The organism is Psychrobacter sp. LV10R520-6, assembly GCF_900182925.1.
Lineage (GTDB): Bacteria > Pseudomonadota > Gammaproteobacteria > Pseudomonadales > Moraxellaceae > Psychrobacter.
Window position 1 is genome coordinate 1,489,968 of the sequence record NZ_LT900024.1, and the last position, 23,954, is coordinate 1,513,921.

A 23,954-nucleotide genomic window follows, 5' to 3' on the forward strand; every position below is an offset into this window, starting at 1 on the left:
AGGAACAGCGAAACGGCAATTCCTATTGTTTCCACAACATCACCTCTAAAAAATCGCATCTAAAAAGGGCTATCCCTAAAATAGTATCAATCATATAAAACTAAAAGTAATTACTGGTCACAAATCAAAAGCCATTATCTCCTACTTAATGGCTTTTCTTGTCTTTAGACCTTGTTTTCAAACAGCGTCTTTTAAGATTAAAGTTTTACAGTTAAATATAATTAAAGCCAACCCGTTGGCTAAGGACAGTTATATGAATGGGATTTCTACTGGCGTACTGATATCGTTAGGCGCTTATTTTTTAGTAATGATCGGCATCGGCATTTATGCATACTTTAAGCAAGCCAATGATACTGAAGGTTATATGCTCGGTGGCCGTAACTTAAGCCCCGCAGTAACCGCGTTATCTGCTGGTGCATCAGATATGTCGGGTTGGTTACTACTTGGCCTGCCAGGTTATATGTATGCCGATGGGGTCGTTAGTGTTTGGATTGCTATCGGCTTAACGACTGGTGCTTTTTTAAACTACATCATTGTCGCACCGCGTCTACGCGTTTATACCGAGATTGCTGATAATGCCATTACCCTACCCGATTACTTTGCCAACCGCTTTGAGGATAAGTCGCACATGCTGCGCGTGATCTCAGCAGTGGTCATTATTTTATTCTTTACGGTTTATACCGCAGCCAGCTTAGTTGGTGGTGGTAAGCTCTTTGAAAGCTCGCTTAATCTGTCTTACGCGACTGGTCTTTGGGTCACAGCAGGTGTGGTTGTCACGTACACCTTATTCGGTGGTTTCTTAGCGGTATCAATGACTGACTTTGTGCAAGGCATTATCATGCTATTTGCGCTGGTCATTGTCCCCATCGTTGCCTTTACTGATCTTGGCGGTGTATCAGCGGTCACTGATTCTGTTAGAAGCATCGACCCAAGCTTACTAAACCTTACCAGTGGTATGACTATCCTTGGTATTATTTCACTATTAGCATGGGGTTTAGGCTATTTTGGTCAACCGCATATTATCGTACGTTTTATGGCGATTCGCTCGGTTAAAGATGTACCAACCGCCCGTAATATCGGTATGAGCTGGATGATTGTTAGTTTGATTGGTTCTTTGGCGACTGGTTTCGCTGGTCGTGCTTATGTACAAAAAACATCAATGGTCTTGGATGATCCTGAGACTATCTTCTTAGTATTTACTCAGTTTCTATTCCATCCTCTCGTTGCAGGCTTCCTACTAGCAGCGATTTTAGCAGCGATTATGAGTACTATCTCATCTCAATTACTGGTGGTATCAAGTTCGCTAACTAAAGATGTTTATAAGCTATTCTTTGATAAAGACGCTCCAGAAGCCCGCCAAGTATTGGTTGGTCGTATCTCTGTCGTATTAGTCGCTGTAGTATCTATCATGCTTGCCTCTGACCCAGACAGCTCTGTACTAAGCCTAGTATCCAATGCTTGGGCAGGCTTCGGCTCAGCCTTTGCACCGTTAGTGGTGTTTAGCTTGATATGGCGCGGTATGAACCGTAATGGCGCTGTTGCTGGTATGGTCGTTGGCGCATTAACCGTGATCTTATGGGTATATGGTGGCTTTACTACAGCAGACGGTGTACCACTTAATGACTGGCTATACGGTATTGTTCCAGGCTTTATCCTTAGTACCATTGCTATCTTCGCAGTAAGTATCATGACCGGTGGTCCAAAACCTTCAATAACTGCGAAGTTTAAAGAAATGGAAAGGATCATAAAAGAATAAACCAAGCTTAAATGAGCTTAGTAATCTACTTACTAACTTCATTACAAAAGACCTCGTTACCTTTAGGTAGCGAGGTCTTTTATTGGCTGTTATTAGGTAATGTGTGCGCTTGGTATTTGACCCCGACTCTCTGATTCACCATATCGGCAATTCGACATAGTGTGAACATCAAGTAGCCACTTGCAGTTGGGGTCCAAGTCTAGTTAGGTATGCGGTCTACGCCACTAGCACTAAAAGACTGATTGGCCCGTAGTGCAATTACAGGAGGGACTGTGTTGTAACTGATAAGCGTGTCTTTGCTGTTTATCAGGCAACAGTGTTTACATGAACCTATAAAATTTATATGAGCCCACAAAAAAGCGACCCTCTATGGATCGCTTTTTATGTTGGACGATAGCGCTAACTTCAACAGAAGACTATTGCTATTAAGCTCTAGTTAAAATTTTGCATTGCTTGGTAAGATAACTTCACACCGACGATATAGCCATCGTTGTCTTGGAAATCGCCAACAATTTTGTCACTTGGTAATTGACCTTTAGCATCACCGAACCATAAGTACTTGCCACCCGCTGATACGGCCCAGTTTTTGGTGACGTTGTACTTGGCACCAAGACCAACACTATAATAACCTTCAATAGGTCCTAGCGAGGTTACTGGATCGCCAGCACCACTATCCCAACCTACAGTACCGCTCACAGCGAGTGCTGGTGCTACACGTTTAGCCAAACCAACTTCTACTTGCCATTGATCATCCTCATACTCAACCAAATTCAAACCATCAGGACCATAAGACCTTTTACTAACATCATTGTATAATGGCGGAGTAATTACGAAATCACTCCACGGTACCCAACGTACTTTGGCCGTTGCTAGTGTCGTTGGATTAAGACCCGTTTGAAAATCAAAGTTCACTGATTCAGGGGTTGTAATTTCGTAATTACTAGTCCGAATGGCAGCCGCTGGATTACCTGCTAAGGTTCCTGCTAGTGGATAATTCTCATTAATTTGTAGATCATGATCAATCTCAGAACGATACGTTAATGCCGCTTTCAGAGCTATTTCAGGCTTATTATAAGAAACACCTGCTATATAACCATAGTCCATATCAGGATTGCTATTTGAGGTATAACCAGTAGCAGGACCATAAGCAAGACCTCGTAATCTTACTTGTGCTTCGATACGCTGAGCGACTGGGCCACCATAAATCTGGAAATTTTTGTTTCCACCGAGTTTCATACCAAGAATAGCAGTGAGGTTCTGACTACGGACTTCAACGTTAGTACCTTCACCTTGAGTATCAAATTCTGCCTGTGCTATGCCAACTGCTGGAGCTAATGATGTCAACGTACTTTGTTGTTGTGACGTTAAAGTGCCACCTTGTAATACTATGTTCTGAAGACTATTTACTGTCCCTGCCGCCGATGCAAAGTCTGCAGCGGCAGACCCAAATGGCCCTCCTGGACCAATGGCTCCACCTGAAATAGCCGAAATAGTGGCATCACGGTTATCTCCATCTTGAGCTACAAAGTTATTATCACCGCTATATTCAGCAGCAGCACCGAACGGCTCATCATATAAGATACCAACACTGAAAGTATCATTGATGTCGGCTTTTACCCCGTAGCGGAAAAAGTCGTAATCTTCAGAGATATCACCAGTTGCATTACCCCGCTCATAAGTATTAACACCGGGGTTATTATTAGAGCTATCATAACCACTAACATCAGCATCGATATAGGTATAGACAGCCTCGGCATATAGCCCATCTTGGAAGAAAGCGGTAACGTCTTGACCTGAGCGATCAAGACCAGCAGCGCTAGCAACGCTGGCTACAGAAAAAGTAGCAATTGCTACTACAAGGGTTTTTAAGCGAAAAGTAGTGCGCATTGTGTATCTCCAAACATCCTCGTTGTTTTACCGTTGTCATAATTAATAAGTGGCAGTGACGCGCACGAAATGCATATTATGTAAACGGTGTCCTAATTTGAATACTAATGCCTTTTTCACACTAAAACAACAACTAAAGTACTTTATCTCCCTATTATGACTGGACAGTACACATATCATGTAAACAAGCTTCTAATACAATTGCTCTTAATTTAACTCGTTTATACAGTATCTACAATTATCTGTATTCGTGAATAGCAGTCATATTAGATAATAAATAATTCTGGTGTTTCCTCAAAAGCCGTTTGTGGTTGGAGCTTTTAAAATACTATCTATTTCTGTTTATGCCATACATAAAAAAGCGACCCATTAAGGATCGCTTTTTCTATGTATATAACAGCATTGACCTTACATAAGGTTAACCCTATTACACTCTAGTTAAAATTTTGTTTGGCTTGGTAAGACAATTTCACACCAACAATATAACCATCGTTGTCTTCAAAGTTACTAACGATAGTTTTGCTTGGGATTTGGCCTTCAGCATCACCGAACCATAGGTATTTACCACCCGCTGATACGGCCCAATTTGGAGTGACGTTATACTTCGCGCCCAGACCGACACTGTAATAGCCCTCGATAGGACCTAATGACGTAGTTGGATCACCCGCACCACTATCCCAACCAACATTACCAGTAATGGCTAGGGCTGGGGTCAGACGTTTGGCAAGACCCAATTCTACCAACCATTGATCTTTATCATAACTAACTAAATCTAACCCTTCTGGAGGAATGCCAGAGACACCAGGTACACCTATTAGCCCCTTACTATTTTCATTATATAACGATGGAGTAATCGCAAAATCGCTCCATGGTACCCAGCGTACTTTAGCAGTGGCTAACATAGTAGGATTAATACCGGTTTGAAAATCAAAATTTACAGATTTAGGGGTGGTAATTTCAATAGTATCGCTTCTATTTGCTGAAAGCCCTAGAGCAGTGGGTAGATTATCGACACGAGGATAGATTTCAGATGCTTGCGTATTGTGTTCAATCTCAGAACGATAGGTCAATGCTGCCTGCAAAGCAATTTCAGGCTTACTATAAGCAACACCCGCTAACCAACCATAATCTTGGTCAGCACTGATATGGGTAGTATAACCATTTGCTATGCTATAAGCCTCGCCACGTAGCTTTACATCCGCTTGTACACGCTGCGCTACAGGACCGCCATAAACTTGGAAATTCTTATTTTCACCAAATTTTGCGCCAACGATAGCAGTAATGCTTTCGGTACGTACTTCTACATTAGTACCTTCACCACTTGCATCTACAAAGTCATTATCACCACTATAATCAGCTGCTGCGCCGAAAGGCTCGTCGTATAAAACACCCACGCTAAAGGTATCATTGATATCCGCTTTTACGCCATAACGGACAAAATCATACGATTCTGCGATATCGTCAATCTTATTTTCATCCTCTGTTTTATCTTCACCACTCACATCGCCATCGATATAGGTATAGCTGGCTTCAGCGTACAATCCGTCCTGTAGGAATGCGGTAATATCTTGGCCTGAACGATCAAGACCGGCGGCACTAGCAACGCCAGCGACAGAAAAAGCAGCGATAGCTACCGCAAGCGTTTTTAAGTGAAAAGTGGGGCCCATTGTGTATCTCCAAACATCCGCATTGTTTTACCGCTACTCCAAACATGGTAGGTAAACGGCATCCGGAGAGGATACTAATGCCTTTCAAACACTAAGACAACCAAAAAACACATTATTGCTCTATTATGACTGAACAGTCAGTAGAAGACATTTATATCTATCAACGCGAATACAATTGTTTCTTTACTATGCGATATAAATGCTGCATACCGCCACCTTACTTATAGGCAGTTATTAATTTAACCTCACTTTCAACTATCATAATTTTTGGCGTAGGCTGTGGCTTTAGCCCAGCGTTTTTGGCAAATTGTTACGATTGGCTGGGCTAAAAGCGCCAGCCTACGATAGCCCCTATTAAGTTGAGAGTCGCGTTAATTTAATGATATTAAACCAGCAAATCTAACGGCTACTTATCTTGCTAGTATCTGATTGTCATTTAATTACTTGTCATCTAATTAATAGTGTGGTGGTCTATCGGCCATAACGTCGAACGGGGCGATACCACTATCTGCATTTTGGGTTTCTACTTGCTTATAGACCAGCTGTAGCTGACGTTGTAACTCGCGGATATGCTTGTCTTGCCGAGTAATAACCTCATCAAGTCGCTCTACCGTTAGCTCAAGATGTGCCATATTCATTTGTATTTCGATCATTTGTACTTGCAACTCAGATTGCACTACTGAAGTATTGTCTTGGGGCTTGGATAATTGTTGGTCTTGGGGTGCAGATGTGTTCATATTTTCCTCGATGTTATAACGTTTATGACCTCTATAATGTTTCGCGTACTGAGCTACAGACAAATAGCTGGTAATAATCTTAATTGTTAAGATGTTTAATTCTATAAGCCGTTATTACTTAATATGTAGTTATGAATAGCGTCTTGATAGCTTTTTATAATGATAGCAGCACTAAAATAGCCGTCATAAAAAACGCTTACTCACGCTACAGTCGCGTGGCAGCATGTTATACTGCTCGCAATTTCGCAACAACCCCTACCTCACTATTATATAAGCTTAAGATACTCTATGGCACTGATACATTTAAAAGACATCCACCTTGCCTTTGGCGTCGCTCCTGTTCTTGATGGCATTGACTTTGCTATCGATGCAGGCGAGCGCGTGTGCTTAATCGGCCGCAATGGCGAAGGCAAATCCACCTTGTTTAAGCTAATCAATAGCTCATTGCTGCCTGATAGCGGCGAAGTCATTATTAACAGCAGCGTGCGCGTTGCCATGCTCGAACAAGATGTGCCCGAAACCAACGGTAGAATATTAGATATCGTCATGGGTGGCAGTCGCCGTACCGCAGATCTACTGATTAATTATAATAAGCAGACCGATCTATGCGCCAATGGCGATATGAATGCGTGCGAGCATATGGCAAATTTGCAACATGATATCGATGCGGTACATGGCTGGGATTTAGAGCGTGAAGCAACCCGTCTAATCACCACTATGGGACTCGATCCAGAAGATGACTTATCGTCGCTCTCCGGTGGTCGTAAGCGCCGTGTGCTCTTGGCGCGTTCTTTAGTTACTAAGCCTGATGTGCTGCTCCTTGATGAGCCTACCAACCATTTGGACGTTGAGAGTATCGAATGGCTTGAGCGCTTCTTATTAGATTGGCAAGGTCTGACATTATTGTTCGTCACCCATGATAGAGCTTTCGTCAATAAGCTATCGACTCGTATCATCGAGCTTGATCGCGGTCAGTTGACCAGCTATGACGTCACTCAAGGCGCAGGCGGTTACGCACGCTATCAAGAGCTAAAAGAGCTCCAATTATTAGCTGAAGAGAAAAACAACGCTAACTTTGATAAAAAACTGGCACAAGAAGAAGTTTGGATTCGCCAAGGAATCAAAGCTCGCCGTACTCGTAACGAAGGGCGCGTACGTGACCTAGAGGCGTTACGTACAGAGCGTGGCGACCGCCGTGAGCAAGTCGGCAACGTCAATATCACTATGGGGCAAGGTGAAAAAAGCGGCAAGCTGGTCTGTAAAGTTAAAAATCTACATCTTGAGTATGATGGTAATGTCTTAGTCGATAACTTTACCACCGCCATTATGCGTGGTGACAAAATTGGTATTGTCGGGCCTAATGGCGCAGGCAAAACCACGCTTATTAAAGCCCTACTCGATATGTCTGACGATGAAGTGACCAAGACTGGTAGCGTTGAATTAGGCACTAGTTTAAAAATTGCCTTCTTTGATCAGTTGCGCGACCAGTTAGACCTTGAAGCCAGTGTTGCCCAAAATGTTTCAGAAGGCTCAGACTTCGTAGAAGTTGGTGGCCGCAAGACCCACATTATGAGCTATCTGCAAGACTTCTTATTTGCCCCAGAGCGCGCACGTACACCGGTTAAGGCGTTATCAGGTGGTGAGCGTAACCGTGTACTGTTGGCCAAACAACTTTTGAAGCCTGCCAATATTTTAGTGCTCGATGAGCCCACCAACGACTTGGACATGGCAACCCTTGAGCTATTAGAAGAATCGGTCAGTAGCTTTAACGGTACGATATTGCTGATCAGCCATGACCGCTCCTTTATGGACAACGTGGTTACTTCAACTTGGGTATTTGATACCAATGAAGAGGGTAAAGGTATCGTCAAAGAATATGTTGGCGGCTATCAAGAATATCTGGTACAAAAAACCCGCGAAGAAGCAGCCCTAGCGGCTAGATCTAGTAATAATGGGACGGCAAATAGTAAGCCTAACAGTAAGTCGGCACAAGCTGCTACTACCAAGCCTAATAAAGCAACCAAAAAACTTAATTTCAATGATCAGCGTGAGCTTGATAATTTACCAAAAGAAATTGCTGCTCTTGAAGCCGAACAAACTCAGCTACAAGAAAAGCTGGCTGATGGCTCATGGTTTAATCAAGACTTTGATGCTGCAACGGTTGCTAGTGAGCGCTTATTAGTCATAGAAGATGAGATGATGCATAAGCTTGAGCGTTGGGATACACTTGAAGATTAATTGCCGATGCTAAAAGCTTTGATTTAACAACTTTCATTTGAAGATGCTGTTATTTAGAAACCTTTTTTTAAAGATTCTTTTTTAGAGATTGTTTTTTAGAGATTGTTTTTTCAAAGTTTTTTTAAAACTTAGCCACAATTGTTATGGTGTCACACAAAATGATAGTTAGTGGCTTTTGACCGTTTACACATGGGAAATGTACTGAAAGTAGTGGCTTTTGACCGTTTACACATGGGAAATGTACTGAAAGTTAGTGAACATTGTCTTAATTTCGAGTATCATTCCCTACTAATTAATACCCTTATTAATTTTAAGGTAATTATCAACATTACACTCTAATAAAAAAGTGCTAATAGACCAAATCCTGATCTTAAACATTGATACCAGTGCAGCAGGGATTTTTTCTAATGCTCAACTGTTAAAGAGGTCTTGTCAGGATATTTTATTTTTAACACAATAATTTATTTTATGACCAAAATAGCTTAGAATAGCAACAATTAGTAAAATTAGGCACAGCTAACGTGGCTTGTAATTGATATCGTAATTTTTCTAAGCCATAAACCCAGTGTGGGATAATCCCATTTCATTCACCTGGAGGAAGTATTAATGAGCCAAGCCGAAGGCGTTAATGTACAGCGCCGTAGAGTTCTAATTGCTACGACTGCCGCGATTGGTGCAGTTGGGGTAGCTGCGGTTGCGACACCTTTTGTCCGTTCTTGGACGCCAAGCGCTAGAGCAGAAGCTGCAGGGGCTGCAATTACCCAAGATATTGGTTCTATCGAAGAGGGACAAATGATTGTCCTAAAATATCGCGGTAAGCCTACCTATGTGGTGAAACGCACCCAAGATATGTTAGATAAACTAGATGAAGTTAAGCCATTGCTGGTTGATCCTGATTCTAGCGAATCTGTTCAGCCTGAATACTGTACCAATCCTACTCGTTCCTTAGAACCAACAGTGTTGGTCGTTTATGGCGTGTGTACGCATTTAGGCTGTGCACCAAACTACCGTCCTGACGTTGGCGCAGCTGACTTAGGCGGTAATGACTGGTATGGCGGGTTTTTCTGCCCTTGTCACGGCTCTAAGTATGACTTAGCAGGCCGCGTCTATAGCGGTGTTCCTGCTCCGCTTAACTTACCCATCCCAGAATATAGTATGGATGGTACCATCTTGACGGTTGGGGAGGCTTAATATGAGTATGGGTAAAAAAATTATGCATTGGGTGGACGCGCGCTTTCCGGCGACTGAAACCTATGAATACCATATGTCAAAGTACTATGCACCAAAGAACTTTAACTTTTGGTATTTCTTTGGCGTGTTATCAATGGTGGTATTGGTCAACCAATTAATCACCGGTATTTGGCTTACCATGATGTACAACCCAAGTGCCGAAGGAGCATTTGCGTCTGTTCAATATATCATGCGTGACGTTAAGGGCGGCTGGCTGATTCGTTATATGCACTCTACAGGCGCCTCAGCGTTCTTTGTAGTGGTATATCTGCATATGTTTAGAGCGTTACTCTATGGCTCTTACCAGAAGCCACGTGAGCTAATCTGGCTCATCGGTATGGGCATTTACTTAGCCTTGATGGCAGAAGGCTTCTTCGGTTACTTATTACCGTGGGGCAACATGTCATTCTGGGGCGCGCAGGTTATCTTAAACCTCCCTGCTGCTCTACCAGTTATTGGTGATGGGCTTGCTGAATGGGTGCGTGGTGATTACATCATCTCAGGTATTACTCTAAACCGTTTCTTTGCGCTACACGTGGTTGCTATTCCGCTAGTATTAGTCGGTCTGGTATTCATGCATTTAGTGGCACTGCATCATGTGGGTTCTAACAACCCTGATGGTATTGACATTAAAAAGCTCAAAGACAAGAACGGTGTGCCATTAGACGGTATCGAGTTCCATCCGTATTATACCGTGCACGATATGGTCGGTATTGTGGTGTTCTTTATTTGCTTCTTTGCAGTGGTATTCTTCTTTCCAGAAGGCGGCGGATATTTCCTTGAGCCCCCTAACTTTGAAGCAGCAAACCCACTGAAAACGCCTGCACATATTGCACCAGTATGGTACTACACGCCGTTCTACGCCATCTTACGTGCGATTCCTGATAAGCTTGGTGGTGTTGTCGCGATGGGTGGTGCAATTGCGGTATTATTCTTAATACCCTGGCTTGATAGATCGCCGGTACGCTCTATGCGTTATAAAGGTATCTTATCTAAAATCGCTCTAACTGTCTTTGCGATTAGCTTCTTAGCTTTAGGTTATTTAGGCGCGACGCCAACTTCGCCAACAGCAACCCTAATGGCGCGTATATTCACAGTCTTGTATTTCTTGTTTTTCTTACTGATGCCCATTTACACATCCATTGAGAAGTGTAAACAGCCACCAGAACGCGTTACCGGAGGTCACTAATGAACACGCTAATAAAATCCCTAGCTGGTTTGGGCTTAGGCGCGGCATTAACCTTGACTGCTGGTACTGCGCTGGCAGCAGGCAGTGGATGCGGGACATTCACCAACGCTGAAGGTGTTGAAGAGCACTTAGCCTGTAGTGAAGCCCCGATTGATTTTACCAATAAGGGCTCGCTACAAAACGGCGCGAAGTTGTTTATGAACTACTGCGCCGGTTGTCACTCAGCGAAGTACGTTCGCCATTCACGTATCGCTAAAGACTTAGCGATTCCACCTGAGCTGGTCGAAAAGTATTTGATGGTGACTACGGATCAAATCGGTGATCACATCGACGCTGAGATTGATCCTGACATTCAAGCCTCGTGGTTCGGGGCTGCGCCTCCAGATCTTTCGCTTGAGACCAGACTGCGCGGTGATGACTGGGTTTATACCTATCTATTATCGTTCTATGAAGATCCAAGTCGTCCTTGGGGTGCGAATAACTTAGTACTACAGAACGCAGCGATGCCCCATGTACTGAACAATCTGCAACAAAGCTTGAGTCAAGAAGAGTTCGAAAGCGAAGTGGGCGATTTGGTTAACTTCATGGCATGGATGGCGGAGCCTAATCGTCATAATCGTCAAGTTATTGGCTTCTTTGTCATTTTGTTCTTACTAGTCTTGCTCATTCCGGTCTATCTGCTGAATAAAGAGTTCTGGAAAGACGTTAAGTAAGTTTAATTTATTTCTCAAAAAAAGCACTACTTCGGTAGTGCTTTTTCGTATTTAACTTTAGGGTAAATAAACACTTACCTCTTGTATTTTATGAATCTACATTTACCTAGATAAATGATTGCAAAATAGGACGAAAAGTTATCAATCAGTATGATAAAAATCACGTAAGCTCTCCTAGTTTACGCTTCCTACCTTGATAAATAGGGTGACTTTGTTTACGATGGCAGCCTTAACTATTAACATTAGGCTTTCATGATTGATGCGAATGACATACCAAGTAGTCAGCTTATTTTATACGCTGATGATGGCTACGACAGTCATGTAGTGCGCCTATTACTTGAAGAAAAGAAGCTGGCTTATTATTTGTCCCGCTTGCACTCAGAGCGTCCCGAAGACCTAACCGAGCTGAACCCTTATCATACTTTACCTGTTTTACAGCAGCGTGATATTGCGCTGTATGAGATCAATGTTATCTTTGAATATATTGAAGAACGTTATCACACTAACAAGCTTTTGCCTGATACCCCTCAAGGGCGTGCGCAATTTCGGCAATTGGCTTGGCGTATTCAACGCGATTGGTTGGTACTGGGTAAACGACTGCTTATGCACCCAGATAGCTTCAATAAAGCGCAAGCCGCTATGGCAAAAAAACAGCTGACCGACTCTTTGATTACTTTATCACCGCTATTCGCTCATAAACCTTATTTTATGGCAGATGATTTTGGTTGGTGTGATGTGCTGCTGGCACCGCTATTATGGCGATTAGATGAGATGGGTATCACTTTACCTCCGGCCATTAGCCGTCCTTTACTTGATTATCAAACGCGCCTATTCGAACGCGAAAGTTTTCAGAAGAGTGTCCGTTGATCAACCAATAATCAACTAAGCTAAATAATAAAGCGAGGAAACCATAATTTCGCTAAAATATTAACTTAATACCCTAAACACAGGAAATAATAAGATGAGCGAGACCACTACTTCTATTACTCCCACCCGCCCATATATAGTGCGCGCGCTTTATCAATGGATAGAAGATAATGCGCTCACGCCATACTTGATGGTCGATGCAACTGCTGAAAATGTACAGATCCCTACCGAACATGTACAAGATGGTCGTATTGTGCTCAATATTGCCAGCCGCGCTACCGGTAATATGAGTATAGAAAACGACTATATTCACTTTAGTGCGCGCTTTAGTGGCGTATCGCAAGATATTTGGGTACCACTTAACGCGGTACTGGGTATTTATGCCAAAGAAAACTCACAAGGGATGTTTTTTGACCCTAATGAATATGATAATTATCAACCAGAAGACGATGCCTCTGGGTCATCTTCTAAGCAAGATACAACTACTGGGCCTACTAAACCCAAACGTGATAATAAAGCAGGCTTAAAAGTTTTAAAGTAATAGATATAGTGGTTTAATTTTAGTTAAACACAAAAAAGCTGGGCGTATTGGACACGTCCAGCTTTTTTGTTTGTTGCTTATCTGCCAAAGGCTAAGCTTTAATCACTACTAGGTTCTTGGTAGTGTCACACCTTTTTGGCCTTGGTATTTACCGCCGCGGTCTTTATAGCTGGTCTCACAAACATCATCGGCATCACTTTGGAAAAACAACATTTGCGCGACTCCTTCGCCAGCATAAATACGTGCCGGCAAATTGGTAGTATTACTAAACTCTAAGGTCACATGCCCTTCCCACTCTGGCTCAAGTGGCGTGACATTGACGATAATACCGCAACGCGCATAGGTTGATTTACCAAGGCAAATAGTCAGTACGTCACGTGGAATACGGAAATATTCAACCGTACGTGCCAGCGCAAATGAGTTGGGCGGAATAATGCACTCATCGCCGACAATATCAATAAAACTTCTTTTATCGAAGTTTTTTGGATCGACAACCACTGAATGAACGTTGGTAAAAACCTTGAACTCAGGTGCACAGCGCACATCGTAACCGTAGCTTGAGGTACCATAACTGATCAAGCGCTCTCCGTCGTCATTAAAGCGTACTTGACCGGCTTCAAATGGCTCAATCATGTCATGAGCTTCAGCCATTTGACGAATCCAGCGGTCAGATTTGATAGACATTGTCATTCCTTAGCGAGTATTGAATAGCGGTTATGATCTTACTAGTATTTTGATAGCGACGATTATACGGAATTGAGTGCACAATTTATAGGGTCGATGGCGTTTAAAGTAAATCTATAATTAATATAACGGAGTACTTACCACTTCGCAAAGTGATCTTCCGCCAATCCTATGACTTTATCAATTTTAACAACCTGGTCTCCTATCCGAATCTCCCCACTATACTCGCCAAGCCATTGCTCAAAAATACTAGCAATCATACCAAAGTTATCGGTTTTTTGATAAACAGTAATAGGCATAAACGTCAAATCAATATCGACCTTGCTCCAGCCGAGATTCTGATGGTAAATGTGCCAAGGCTGGAGATTTTTTGTGCTTGTATTTTGGTTAATTTTGTCTTGCGAGTTTATCTCATTGCGAGAGAATAGTACTGGCGTTAAATAAAAGATTTGTCCATCAAGCCAGCAAGCGTTTTCACTCATCCCCGTTTCGTTAACACCCATAGATAAATTCAGTAGGAAGTGGTGGCCGTCCGGCAAGTAACCATTAATACAGGTCCAAAACCAATTGGTCTCATGACGCATATAGCCCAGGGTCTAATCAGTAGATGACTGTGATAATCAAGATAGTTGATGTTTTTAACTTGGGCAAAGACCGTTTTGAATGAGGTTATCAATGGTAGGTCGAGACTGATAGCTACTTTGAGCAGATAATGCCGGCATATTAATTAACATCCTTGTTTATTAATAACAATACATTCTATTCAGTTTATTTTGTCCCTACTGCTCAACCAGCTAAAAAATACGCTTATTATCAATAGGCTTAGCAAATCTATCGATATTGGCTTCAATATTTTTGGCAATGCTTATATAGTACGGCGCAAATTCATCATCCGCTAAAACACTTGGCTCACCTTTATCCACCTGTGCGCGGATACCAGTAGCTAGTGGCAGTTGCCCTAATAATGGCACATGGTATTGCTCAGCAATACGCTCGCCACCACCAACACCAAAAATTGCTTCAGTATGATTACAGTTGCTACAAGTGTGCAGTGCCATATTCTCCACTACGCCTAGCACCGGAATATTGGTTTTGTTGAACATCTCAATACCTTTTTGGGCATCAAGTAGCGCAATATGCTGCGGAGTAGTAACAATAACTGCGCCGGTTACTGGAATGCGCTGCGCTAGCGTCAGCTGAATATCACCGGTGCCGGGAGGCATATCAATGACTAGATAATCAAGCTGTGGCCAATTGGTTTGGTTAAACAGTTGCATTAGTGCACCGGTCGCTTTTGGTCCGCGCCATGCCACCGGCGTATTATCACCATCGAGCAAGCTACCAATAGATAACATCGCCATGCCATGAGCATTAACCGGTATAAATTGTTCGTTTTCTAGCTCAGGCCTTACATCAGCCACGCCTAGCATAGTAGGCATACTGGGCCCATAAATATCCGCATCGAGCACGCCGACACGGTTACCAAGCTTTTGTAATGCTAAGGCAATATTGACAGTAGTGGTTGATTTACCCACCCCGCCTTTACCAGAAGCCACCACGATAATATGGCGAATATGTGGATGCGGAGACAGTGATGCTTGGGTGGGAGCTGCTTTGCTAATAGGTGGTTCTGGATCAGGGTTAGATTGTGCTGGAGCCTGAGAAGCACTGGATGACTTACTCATGGCATCAGTCGTTTTTGGCATGCTTTTAGGCAAGCTTGTAGACGCGCCTTTATCTGACGCTAACAAACGCACATTCATATGAATCGCTTTGATACCATGAGGTTGCAGCAATTGTCCCAGTTCTTGCTGAATGGTTTCGGGGTCGCTGTCTTGTGGTAGGCGCAAATCTAAAGTGAGCTGATCACCGTCGCGATCTAATCCGGTTACCATCTGTGCAATACTGGTCTCACCCACTTCATAACCTAGCAGCACCTTATCAACAGAGCTATCACGGGCTGCTCGCTGCTCTGAGGTTTTAGATTTTGAGGGGGTTATTTTTTTTATAAAATTAAACATAGCTACCTTTACTGTCTATAAGAATATGTAAGTGTGGCATTATTATTATGAAATTAGCGATAAATTAACCTAACGACAATAAAATAAAAATAGACGCCAACGCTATTAAGCGTATTAGTGTAGCCGAATTATGATCACAAAAAAACCATAACGCCAGTAAGCCTAACATTATGGTATTGACATACTCCCCCCACTTTCACATGGCTCAAGTGGGGGATTCTAAAAGCCGAAGCTCTTAGGTGACATCCTCACGGTTGTCACAAGTTTTCTGTTTCAACGGGCGACCTTTACTGCATCCTCCCTCCACAGACAAAACGGCATGTCCTGCCGCCAATACATTACGTGCCGCATTAAAATCTGCGTTCGCAACATACATACATTTAACGCACTCAAATTTTGCCTGAGTACGCCTACTTTCTTTCGCCACATGCTTGCATTTAGAGCAGGTTTGGCTGGTGTATCTTGGGTTTACCTTAATGAGTAACCCACCGCGCCATTGCTGCTTATACTCAAGCATTACGGTCATCATATGCCAACCTTGATCCAAAATTGATTTATTCAATCCTGACTTAGCTTTGACATTACGCCCTTTTTGAGCGGTTGTACCGCTTGCGGATTTCGACATATTGGCTACTTTTAAATCTTCAACAACGATCATGGCGTGGCTTTTGCTGAGCGTGGTGGTGACTTTATGCAAGTAGTCATGGCGAATATTGGCAATATGATGATGTAGCTTTTGAATCTTACGATTTTGCTTTTTCCAGTTTTCGCTAAATTTTACTTTCTTACTTAATCGACGCTGTAATTTGGCAAGTTTGATTTGATTGGCTTTAAAGCTGTTTTTGGGCTTGATGTACTGACCGCTTGAGGTGGTGAGTAGTTTTGTGATCCCCATATCCAAACCTAACGCACTTTTAGAAGGATGGATTGGGTTTTCCAGTAACGCTTTCTCAGTGCCAAATGACACGTACCAGTGACCTGATTTCTTGCTAAGGGTGACATTTTTGATTGTGCCGATAATGGCTTGAGATTTTCTAAACTTCACCAAACCAATGCCATTAGGTAGTTTCACCCGATTGCCCTCGACACGGCAGTATTTATCAAACTGAACCAAGCGAATTGAATCGCAGCCATCTGATTTATGCTTGAATCTTGGCATCAGCGCCCGTAACTGGATTTCTGACCCATCAGCCCGTTTAAAAAACTTGGGTTTTCTAGGTTTCTTTTTATTTTCTTTTAATCGTGCATGTACTTTAGGGTCAAAAAATCGTGACCAAGCAGCCGCAAGATCGCGTACCTTTTGTTGCAAAGACACCGCATTAGAATGGGTTTTTAAAAAGCCAAAATCAGGATTGTTCTTTAAATTCATGATTTTATTAACGAGATTAGTGGCGTTGATAAACTCATTTTTGGCAAACATCTCAAGCGATATTGCCAGCATTTGATTCCAAACAAAACGTGCAGAGCCGACCAGATTATTTAAAATAACCTCTTGCTCCGAATTAGGCTCAAGCCTAAATTTATACGCTTTGTTGATTTTCATAAATGCTTTCTTTATTAATGAGTGTGTATTTGATAATATGTAGATAATACTAGCACTTAAGAGTTTTTATTACAATGAGTGAGATATATAAAAATCGCCATGCGGCCTTTAACCTCCATGTTCACTTGGTTTTTATTACCAAGTATCGAAGAAAGGTATTGGGCGGGGTGCATCACAAGTATTTCAGTGAGTGTGTTGCTGAGGTATGCAAGAGCTTTGATGCTGAGTTAAAAGAATGTAACGGTGGTGCAGATCACATCCACATGCTTATCCAGTACCCGCCAACGGTGCAATTAAGCAAATTGGTCAATAACTTAAAATCAGTCACCAGTAGACGAATGAGGGGTGATTTCATTGACTTGAGAGCTGCTTATGCCAAACCTGTGCTTTGGTCACGATCATATTTTGCAAGCTCTTGTGGTGGCGCTCCATTAGAAATTATTAAGCAATACATTCAGAACCAGCAAGGCTAACAAGCGATGCGAAATTCACCTCCACCCTGATGTCGGGTGGAGTCCTCTTTCGCTTTTTTGATAGATAACGCACGTCCACCAGCAGCTTCAATAGTATCAACCGTTTTCTGTGCGGCGTCAAGATTGATATCAGCAATATCACGCCCAAGCAGGGGCAGCAGTGATGAGAGCGACCTTGCCGGTTAAGTCTTGTTGTAATTGAGTCGCCATGATTTATCCTTGTTCTCTTCTTATTACATTTTTATCTAATAGCAGTGGCCTAATTAATTACCCGCTACTGGACAACTGCTATTGGACAATCGTCACTGGGGTTTTTTCTTGTAGCTCATCGAAGCTAACGCCCTCTGCCAGCTCAACTAATTTTAGACCGTTATCAGTCACATCCAGTACCGCAAGCTCAGTGATAATGCGATCGACCACACCTTTACCCGTTAATGGCAACTCACAATTGGCAAGGATTTTTGGGTCGCCATGCTTATTGACTTGTTCCATCAATACAATCACTCGCTGCACACCTGCAACTAAATCCATCGCGCCGCCCATGCCTTTGACCATCTTCTTAGGAATCATCCAGTTGGCTAGATCTCCTTGCTCTGAGACTTCCATTGCGCCTAAAATCGCCAGGTTGACATGACCGCCGCGAATCATTGCAAACGACTCTGAGCTACTGAAATAGCTAGCACCCGGCTCCGTAGTGACCGTTTGCTTGCCAGCATTGATCAAATCAGCATCGACATTGTCTACTGTTGGGAACTCGCCAATACCTAGTAAGCCATTTTCCGACTGTAGCCAAACGTCCACACCTTCAGGGATGTAGTTGGCAACTAAGGTCGGTAAGCCTATACCAAGGTTCACATAATAGCCGTCTTTTAATTCTTGCGCTGCGCGCTGTGCCATCTGCTCTCTTGTCCATGCCATGATATCTTCCTTATTTTTGCAATATTTCTCTTATTGATGTAGCGTTATTTGTTGACTAAAAAACTAAGCACCTTCAACCGCTTTAGTCGTAGTTTTCTCAATGCGTTTTTCAGGGCTGCTATTTAATACAATACGCTGCACAAAAATCCCCGGTAGATGAATTTCATCAGAATCAAGCGTGCCAATCTCTACGATTTCTTCTACTTCAGCAATCGTGATTTTGCCAGCCATAGCGCAGTCTGGGTTGAAGTTACGGGCAGTTTTATTGAATATTAAATTACCCGATTTGTCGGCTTTTTGCGCTTTAATTAATGACACATCAGCAACTAATGAACGCTCAAGCACATAAGTACGACCATCAAAATCGCGGGTTTCTTTGCCTTCAGCAACTAGCGTGCCCACACCGGTGGCGGTATAAAACGCGGGAATACCAGCGCCGCCAGCACGTAATTTTTCAGCCAATGTGCCTTGCGGGGTAAGCTCAACTTCTAGCTCGCCTGCTAAATACTGACGCTCAAACTCTTTATTCTCACCCACGTAGGAGGAGATCATTTTTTTAATTTGCCGCGTCTGTAATAGTAGACCAAGTCCAAAATCATCGACACCGGCGTTATTACTGATGCAAGTTAAATCCTTGAAGCCACTATCGCGTAGGGCTTCGATTAAGGCTTCAGGAATCCCGCACAGTCCAAAGCCACCAATGGCAAGGGTCTGTCCATTACTGATAATACCTTCTAACGCACTGTTAGCACTGCTATATACTTTTGATTGACTCATACTAATCTCCTTGTCAGTCTAATGTTTCTTATTATGTATTTGAAGAAGTTACTGGTTCACGCTGTATTTTTATCTGTATCGTATGATTATCCCTATTAACTAAAATCTCAGTCATTAATATTAATATAAATAACAATACACTTCGTATCAGTATATGATAATTAAAATACTTGTGTTAATTTAACATATAATTCTTATAACGACTAGAAAATAACATCAAGGGAATGGTAATGGTGATTGGTTTTGGCGGTTCTGAATAGAGACAGTACAAGTGTTCATTAGATACGAAACATTTATCGATATTACACTGATAAGTGGTGTTTTTAAATTTAAATAGCAGATTGACCTATAACGACAAGCACTACATAATTGCCACTTTTTTTTATGCCAAGGAGAGGCGCTCATGTTTAGCATACTGGCTATTGTTATTACTTTATTATTATTGATGTTCTTTGCCTATCGTGGTTACTCCGTGCTGATTTTGGCACCGATTATGGCGATTTTGGCGGTATTTTTATCGGGAGATTTTTTAAGCAGTATTCCTGCTTATACTGATGTTTTTATGTCCGCATTGAGTGGATTCTTGCTCAAATTCTTCCCTATTTTCTTATTAGGTGCGCTATTTGGTCGCTTGATGGCAGACTCAGGTGCTGCGACAGCGATTGCCAATACGGTGGTCAAAAAACTCGGCGCGAGCAAAGCAATTCTTGCGGTTATTTTGGTCTGTGCCATTTTGACTTACGGCGGTGTCTCTTTGTTCGTCGTAGCCTTTGCTATCTATCCAATCGCCAAAGACTTGTTCAAAGCCGCTGATATTCCTAAGCGCTTGATACCGGCTGCCATTGCGCTAGGCTCATTTACCTTTACCATGACGGCTCTACCGGGCACGCCAGCCATTCAAAACGCCATCCCTATTCCTTACTATAATACTAACGTGTTTGCCGCCCCTATTCTAGGTATCATCGGCGGTACGATTATGTTTATCTTTGGTTGGTTATGGTTACAGTCGCGAGCGAATAAAGCCAACGCTGTGGGCGAAGGCTATGGCCAGCATGATGATGAATTTGAGGGCGAAAGCGGTGCCATTAAAAATGAAAAGGCAAGCAACAATGATGAACAAGATAATGACGCTCAAAGCAATGTGGCGCAAAGCAACTTAGCAACAGCCGCCGAGGCACGTGATACTCACCACACTTCGTTTGGCATTGCGATGATTCCGCTGGTCTTGGTCATTGGCTTAAACGCCTTACTGACGTACGCTATTTTTCCGTCCATGGATTTTAGCAATTTGCAAACTCAATACCCTGACCTTAATATTGCTGGCTCTTTAGGCCTATGGTCAATTATCATTTCACTCATTATTGCTTGTATAGTATTGATCGTGCTGCGCCTCGGTCATTGGAACAATTTACAAAAAACCATTAACCGCGGTACTTACGATTCGATGTTGCCAATCTTTAATACTGGCTCAGAAGTTGGTTATGGGGCAGTTATTGCCTCACTTGCAGGCTTTCTTATTATTCGTGACAGTATCTTGAACCTAAGTCCTGATAATCCATTGATTTCGGAAGCGGTAGCGATGACGACCCTTGCCGGTATCACAGGCTCATCATCAGGTGGTTTAAGTATTGCCCTTACGACCTTAGGCGAAGACTATTTAAGAATGGCGGTCGAGGCAGGCATTGATCCAGAATTAATGCATCGGGTAGCCGTTATGGCAGCGGGTGGTCTTGATACCTTACCGCATAGTGGTGCCGTTATTACCTTACTAGCGATTTGTGGCTTGACCCATAAACAGTCTTATCTCAACCTAGCGATGGTAACTATGGTTATTCCACTAATTGCTGTGGTGGCAGTCATTATCTTGGGCACACTATTTGGTTCGTTCTAGCCTAGTTTCTTTTGGTTTAGTCCGTTTTAGCTTAGCTCGTTCTAGAGAATATTTAAACTTTAAAAAAGGCTAAGCTAAATATTTAACAATAAAACCCAATTGGCTATCAATCAATTGGGTTTTGTTGTTACTGACAATCAGCAAGAGCATTCAGAGACTTTACCAATAGAAGAGAAAATGAGTGCTTTTTTAATGAGCACATCATGAGGTCATTACTGCGAACGTTATAGAGATACTTACTAAGCAATGGCACAAATTTGGCTGAATTACGGTATCATAGACACCATTTTTTAGTTTTCATAGCTTTTAGACTTTATAATAACATCGCGTCTACTAATGGCTATCAATGAATGGCTTATGACGTTTGATAATTAACCCGTTTATATTATGATATAGGTGATTTTGTGCGTGAGATTTTAGTAACCAGTGCCCTGCCCTACGCCAATGGCTACATTCATTTGGGGCATCTTGTAGAATACATTCAAACTGACATTTGGGCGCGTGCGATGAAAGCGCAAGGCCATCAGGTCACCTACGTCTGCGCCGATGATGCACACGGCACGGCTATCATGCTCAAAGCCGAAGATAATGGCATCACGCCAGAAGAGCAGATTGCCACGGTTAAAGCTTCACATGAAGCTGACTTTGCTAAGTTTTTGATTGAATTTGATAATTATCATACGACTCATTCAGAAGAAAATCAGCATTTCTCTGAGCTGATTTATCGCAGGCTTAATAGCGCCGGACATATCTCTACCCATGACGTCGAACAGCTTTTTGACCCCGAAAAACAGCTGTTCTTAGCGGATCGTTTTGTCAAAGGCACTTGTCCTGAATGCGGAGCCCCTGACCAATATGGCGATAATTGTGAAGTGTGCGGCACAACCTACAATGCGACCGAACTCAAAGACCCGCAGTCCACACTATCGGGCGCGACGCCAACTCTCAAAACGTCCAAGCATTATTTCTTTGATTTGCCCGAGTTTGAGCAATTTTTGCAAGACTGGACACGCAGCGACAATCGCTTGCAGCCTGCGATTGCTAATAAGTTACAAGAGTGGTTCGATTCCGGTCTTGCTAGCTGGGATATTTCCCGCGATGCGCCTTATTTTGGTTTTCAAATTCCAGATACCCCAAGCAATGAGCCGGACAAGTACTTTTATGTGTGGCTCGACGCTCCTGTCGGTTATATGGCTAGCTTTAAGAACCTATGCGAGCAGCGCGCTGGTACCGATGACGCCCTCGATTTTGACCATTATTGGTTGCAAGAAAACGAACATAAAACTGAGGTTTATCACTTCATTGGCAAAGATATTGTTTATTTCCATGCCTTATTTTGGCCAGCTATGCTTGCCGGTAGTGAATTCCGTACCCCAACCGGTGTCTTTGCCCACGGCTTCCTGATGGTCAATGGCGAGAAGATGAGTAAGTCACGCGGCACCTTTATCAAGGCCGAAACTTACGCTGACCATTTACATCCTGAATATCTACGTTATTACTTTGCTAGCAAGCTGTCCGATAAAGTTGAAGATATCAATCTTGATTTAGAAGACTTTATGCAAAAGGTTAATTCTGACTTAGTTGGTAAAGTGGTCAACATCGCCAGTCGCAGTGCTGGATTTTTAGTTAAGAAATACGATGGTATGCTATCAGAGATTTGTGCTGAGCCGCGTCTACTAGAAGACATTACCAAAACTGGTGACGAGATTGCGGCCGCTTATGAGAACCGCGAGTTCTCACGCGCCATGCGCTTAATCATGCAGTGCGCTGACAAAGCCAATGAGTATATCGATGACAAAAAACCTTGGACGCTTGCTAAGATTGAAGGTAAAGAGCAAGAAGTACAAGACGTCTGCTCAGTGGCGATTAATATCTTCCGTCAATTGATGGTGTATTTAGCACCCGTATTGCCTGAGCTCACTAATAATGCCAAAGAATTCTTAAACATTGAAGACTTAAGCTTTGCCAGTCGTAATCAATGGTTGCTGGGACATAAAATCAATAAGTTCAAACCACTCATGCAGCGTATTGAAGATAAAGACGTAGCGGCAATGGTTGAAGCCTCAAAAGCATCATTAGCCCCAGCTGCCACCACTACCCAAGATGCAAAGCCAGCAGCTACCAATGCCCCTGTTGCCGATAACGCTCAAGCTAAGTCAACTGAAGACAGTGCTAAAGACAGTGCTGAGCAAAGCGATTATATCGGTATTGATGATTTTTCCAAGGTTGAGATGAAAGTTGCTCATGTCATAGCTTGTGATTATGTTGAAGGCGCTGATAAACTGTTACAGCTCACTCTAAATGTTGGTGAAGATAAACCGCGTAATGTGTTCAGCGGGATTCGTAAGTTTTATGAGCCTGAGCAATTGGTGGATAAAAAGGTGATTTGCGTTACCAACCTTGCCCCGCGTAAGATGAAGTTTGGCATCTCAGAAGGTATGGTATTATCGTCAGGCGATCCAAAGACGTCACTGGTGGTTATTACCCTACCTGACGCCGCAGTCGTTGGCGATATTCTCGCCTAAGTTCCTTAACGCTTTCAGCTAAAGATTTAGCTATCAAAGCTCATAGTAAAAATAAAGTTGATAATAAAAAAGATGTCTTTATGGCATCTTTTTTATAGCCTTTATTATCATTGAATACTCATAGCAAAACCTAAAAATACCAGCAACAAATGAGCGAACAATCACCCTATCAAATTCGATGACAAAGGTGCTTTAATTTCTTATTGCCATTGGTTACATTACTGTCATAATATAACCATCATGATCAAGGAATCGATCGTTTCAATGTTAGCCCGCTATCGCAGAGTTAATATCGCT

18 protein-coding genes and 1 pseudogene are annotated in these 23,954 nt (G+C 42.6%); 10 read left to right on the top strand and 9 right to left on the bottom strand.

Features of this window, described 5'->3' with window-relative positions; genetic code table 11:
- Positions 1-253: 253 nt before the first annotated feature.
- On the top strand, positions 254-1,756 hold the full coding sequence (gene putP / locus U1P77_RS06195) for a sodium/proline symporter PutP (protein WP_321156477.1): 1,503 nt from the start codon (positions 254-256) through the stop codon (positions 1,754-1,756).
- Between the two features lie 432 nt (positions 1,757-2,188).
- Here the strand turns inward: putP and U1P77_RS06200 are convergent, their stop codons facing one another.
- From U1P77_RS06200 to U1P77_RS06210, 3 genes are all read right to left on the bottom strand, one after another.
- On the bottom strand, positions 2,189-3,643 hold the full coding sequence (locus U1P77_RS06200) for an OmpP1/FadL family transporter (protein ID WP_321156478.1): 1,455 nt from the start codon (positions 3,641-3,643) through the stop codon (positions 2,189-2,191).
- 434 nt (positions 3,644-4,077) lie between these two features.
- Positions 4,078-5,310, bottom strand: coding sequence for an OmpP1/FadL family transporter (locus tag U1P77_RS06205; RefSeq protein ID WP_321156479.1), 1,233 nt, complete (start codon positions 5,308-5,310; stop codon positions 4,078-4,080).
- Positions 5,311-5,765: 455 nt separating this feature from the next.
- Positions 5,766-6,047, bottom strand: coding sequence for a SlyX family protein (locus U1P77_RS06210; protein ID WP_321156480.1), 282 nt, complete (start codon positions 6,045-6,047; stop codon positions 5,766-5,768).
- A gap of 288 nt (positions 6,048-6,335) precedes the next feature.
- Here U1P77_RS06210 and U1P77_RS06215 point away from each other — a divergent pair, with 288 nt between their 5' ends.
- The 6 genes from U1P77_RS06215 (at position 6,336) to U1P77_RS06240 (ending at position 12,825) form a co-directional block, all read left to right on the top strand.
- Positions 6,336-8,285 (top strand): ATP-binding cassette domain-containing protein, encoded by a 1,950-nt coding sequence (locus tag U1P77_RS06215; RefSeq protein WP_321156481.1) that lies wholly within the window; start codon positions 6,336-6,338, stop codon positions 8,283-8,285.
- A gap of 606 nt (positions 8,286-8,891) precedes the next feature.
- Positions 8,892-9,476, top strand: coding sequence for a ubiquinol-cytochrome c reductase iron-sulfur subunit (gene petA / locus U1P77_RS06220; RefSeq protein ID WP_321156482.1), 585 nt, complete (start codon positions 8,892-8,894; stop codon positions 9,474-9,476).
- A 7-nt stretch (positions 9,477-9,483) separates the two neighbouring features.
- A complete protein-coding gene (locus U1P77_RS06225) occupies positions 9,484-10,704 on the top strand; it encodes a cytochrome b (RefSeq protein ID WP_414479071.1) in 1,221 nt (406 codons plus the stop codon).
- Positions 10,704-11,417, top strand: coding sequence for a cytochrome c1 (locus U1P77_RS06230; RefSeq protein WP_321156483.1), 714 nt, complete (start codon positions 10,704-10,706; stop codon positions 11,415-11,417). The genes U1P77_RS06225 and U1P77_RS06230 overlap by 1 nt, the downstream gene beginning before the upstream one ends.
- A 252-nt stretch (positions 11,418-11,669) precedes the next feature.
- Positions 11,670-12,284, top strand: a complete 615-nt coding sequence (locus U1P77_RS06235) for a glutathione S-transferase N-terminal domain-containing protein (protein WP_321156484.1) — start codon at positions 11,670-11,672, stop codon at positions 12,282-12,284.
- 94 nt (positions 12,285-12,378) lie between these two features.
- The gene (locus U1P77_RS06240; RefSeq protein WP_321156485.1) at positions 12,379-12,825 is read left to right on the top strand and encodes a ClpXP protease specificity-enhancing factor; all 447 of its coding nucleotides are present in this window, start codon (positions 12,379-12,381) and stop codon (positions 12,823-12,825) included.
- A 108-nt stretch (positions 12,826-12,933) separates the two neighbouring features.
- Here the strand turns inward: U1P77_RS06240 and dcd are convergent, their stop codons facing one another.
- From dcd to U1P77_RS06260, 4 genes and pseudogenes are all read right to left on the bottom strand, one after another.
- Positions 12,934-13,509, bottom strand: a complete 576-nt coding sequence (gene dcd, locus U1P77_RS06245; RefSeq protein WP_321156486.1) for a dCTP deaminase — start codon at positions 13,507-13,509, stop codon at positions 12,934-12,936.
- 137 nt (positions 13,510-13,646) lie between these two features.
- A pseudogene (locus U1P77_RS06250) lies at positions 13,647-14,105 on the bottom strand (DUF2804 domain-containing protein); the annotation flags it as partial.
- Positions 14,106-14,303: 198 nt separating this feature from the next.
- Positions 14,304-15,518: an iron-sulfur cluster carrier protein ApbC gene (apbC, locus tag U1P77_RS06255; RefSeq protein WP_414479072.1), complete on the bottom strand. Its 1,215-nt coding sequence runs from the start codon at positions 15,516-15,518 to the stop codon at positions 14,304-14,306.
- Positions 15,519-15,765: 247 nt separating this feature from the next.
- The gene (locus tag U1P77_RS06260) at positions 15,766-17,073 is read right to left on the bottom strand and encodes an RNA-guided endonuclease InsQ/TnpB family protein (RefSeq protein ID WP_321156489.1); all 1,308 of its coding nucleotides are present in this window, start codon (positions 17,071-17,073) and stop codon (positions 15,766-15,768) included.
- 74 nt (positions 17,074-17,147) lie between these two features.
- On the opposite strand from U1P77_RS06260, the gene tnpA reads away from it, so the two are divergent.
- Positions 17,148-17,546 (top strand): IS200/IS605 family transposase, encoded by a 399-nt coding sequence (tnpA, locus tag U1P77_RS06265; RefSeq protein WP_321154541.1) that lies wholly within the window; start codon positions 17,148-17,150, stop codon positions 17,544-17,546.
- A 288-nt stretch (positions 17,547-17,834) separates the two neighbouring features.
- Here tnpA and U1P77_RS06270 read toward each other — a convergent pair whose 3' ends face one another.
- Entirely contained in the window at positions 17,835-18,464 is a 630-nt protein-coding gene (locus U1P77_RS06270; protein ID WP_321156490.1) for a CoA transferase subunit B, read from the bottom strand.
- 63 nt (positions 18,465-18,527) lie between these two features.
- Entirely contained in the window at positions 18,528-19,241 is a 714-nt protein-coding gene (locus U1P77_RS06275; protein ID WP_321156491.1) for a CoA transferase subunit A, read from the bottom strand.
- Positions 19,242-19,644: 403 nt separating this feature from the next.
- On the opposite strand from U1P77_RS06275, the gene U1P77_RS06280 reads away from it, so the two are divergent.
- On the top strand, positions 19,645-21,132 hold the full coding sequence (locus tag U1P77_RS06280) for a GntP family permease (RefSeq protein WP_321156492.1): 1,488 nt from the start codon (positions 19,645-19,647) through the stop codon (positions 21,130-21,132).
- 404 nt (positions 21,133-21,536) lie between these two features.
- The gene (metG, locus tag U1P77_RS06285) at positions 21,537-23,657 is read left to right on the top strand and encodes a methionine--tRNA ligase (RefSeq protein WP_321156493.1); all 2,121 of its coding nucleotides are present in this window, start codon (positions 21,537-21,539) and stop codon (positions 23,655-23,657) included.
- The last annotated feature ends 297 nt before the right edge of the window (positions 23,658-23,954 follow it).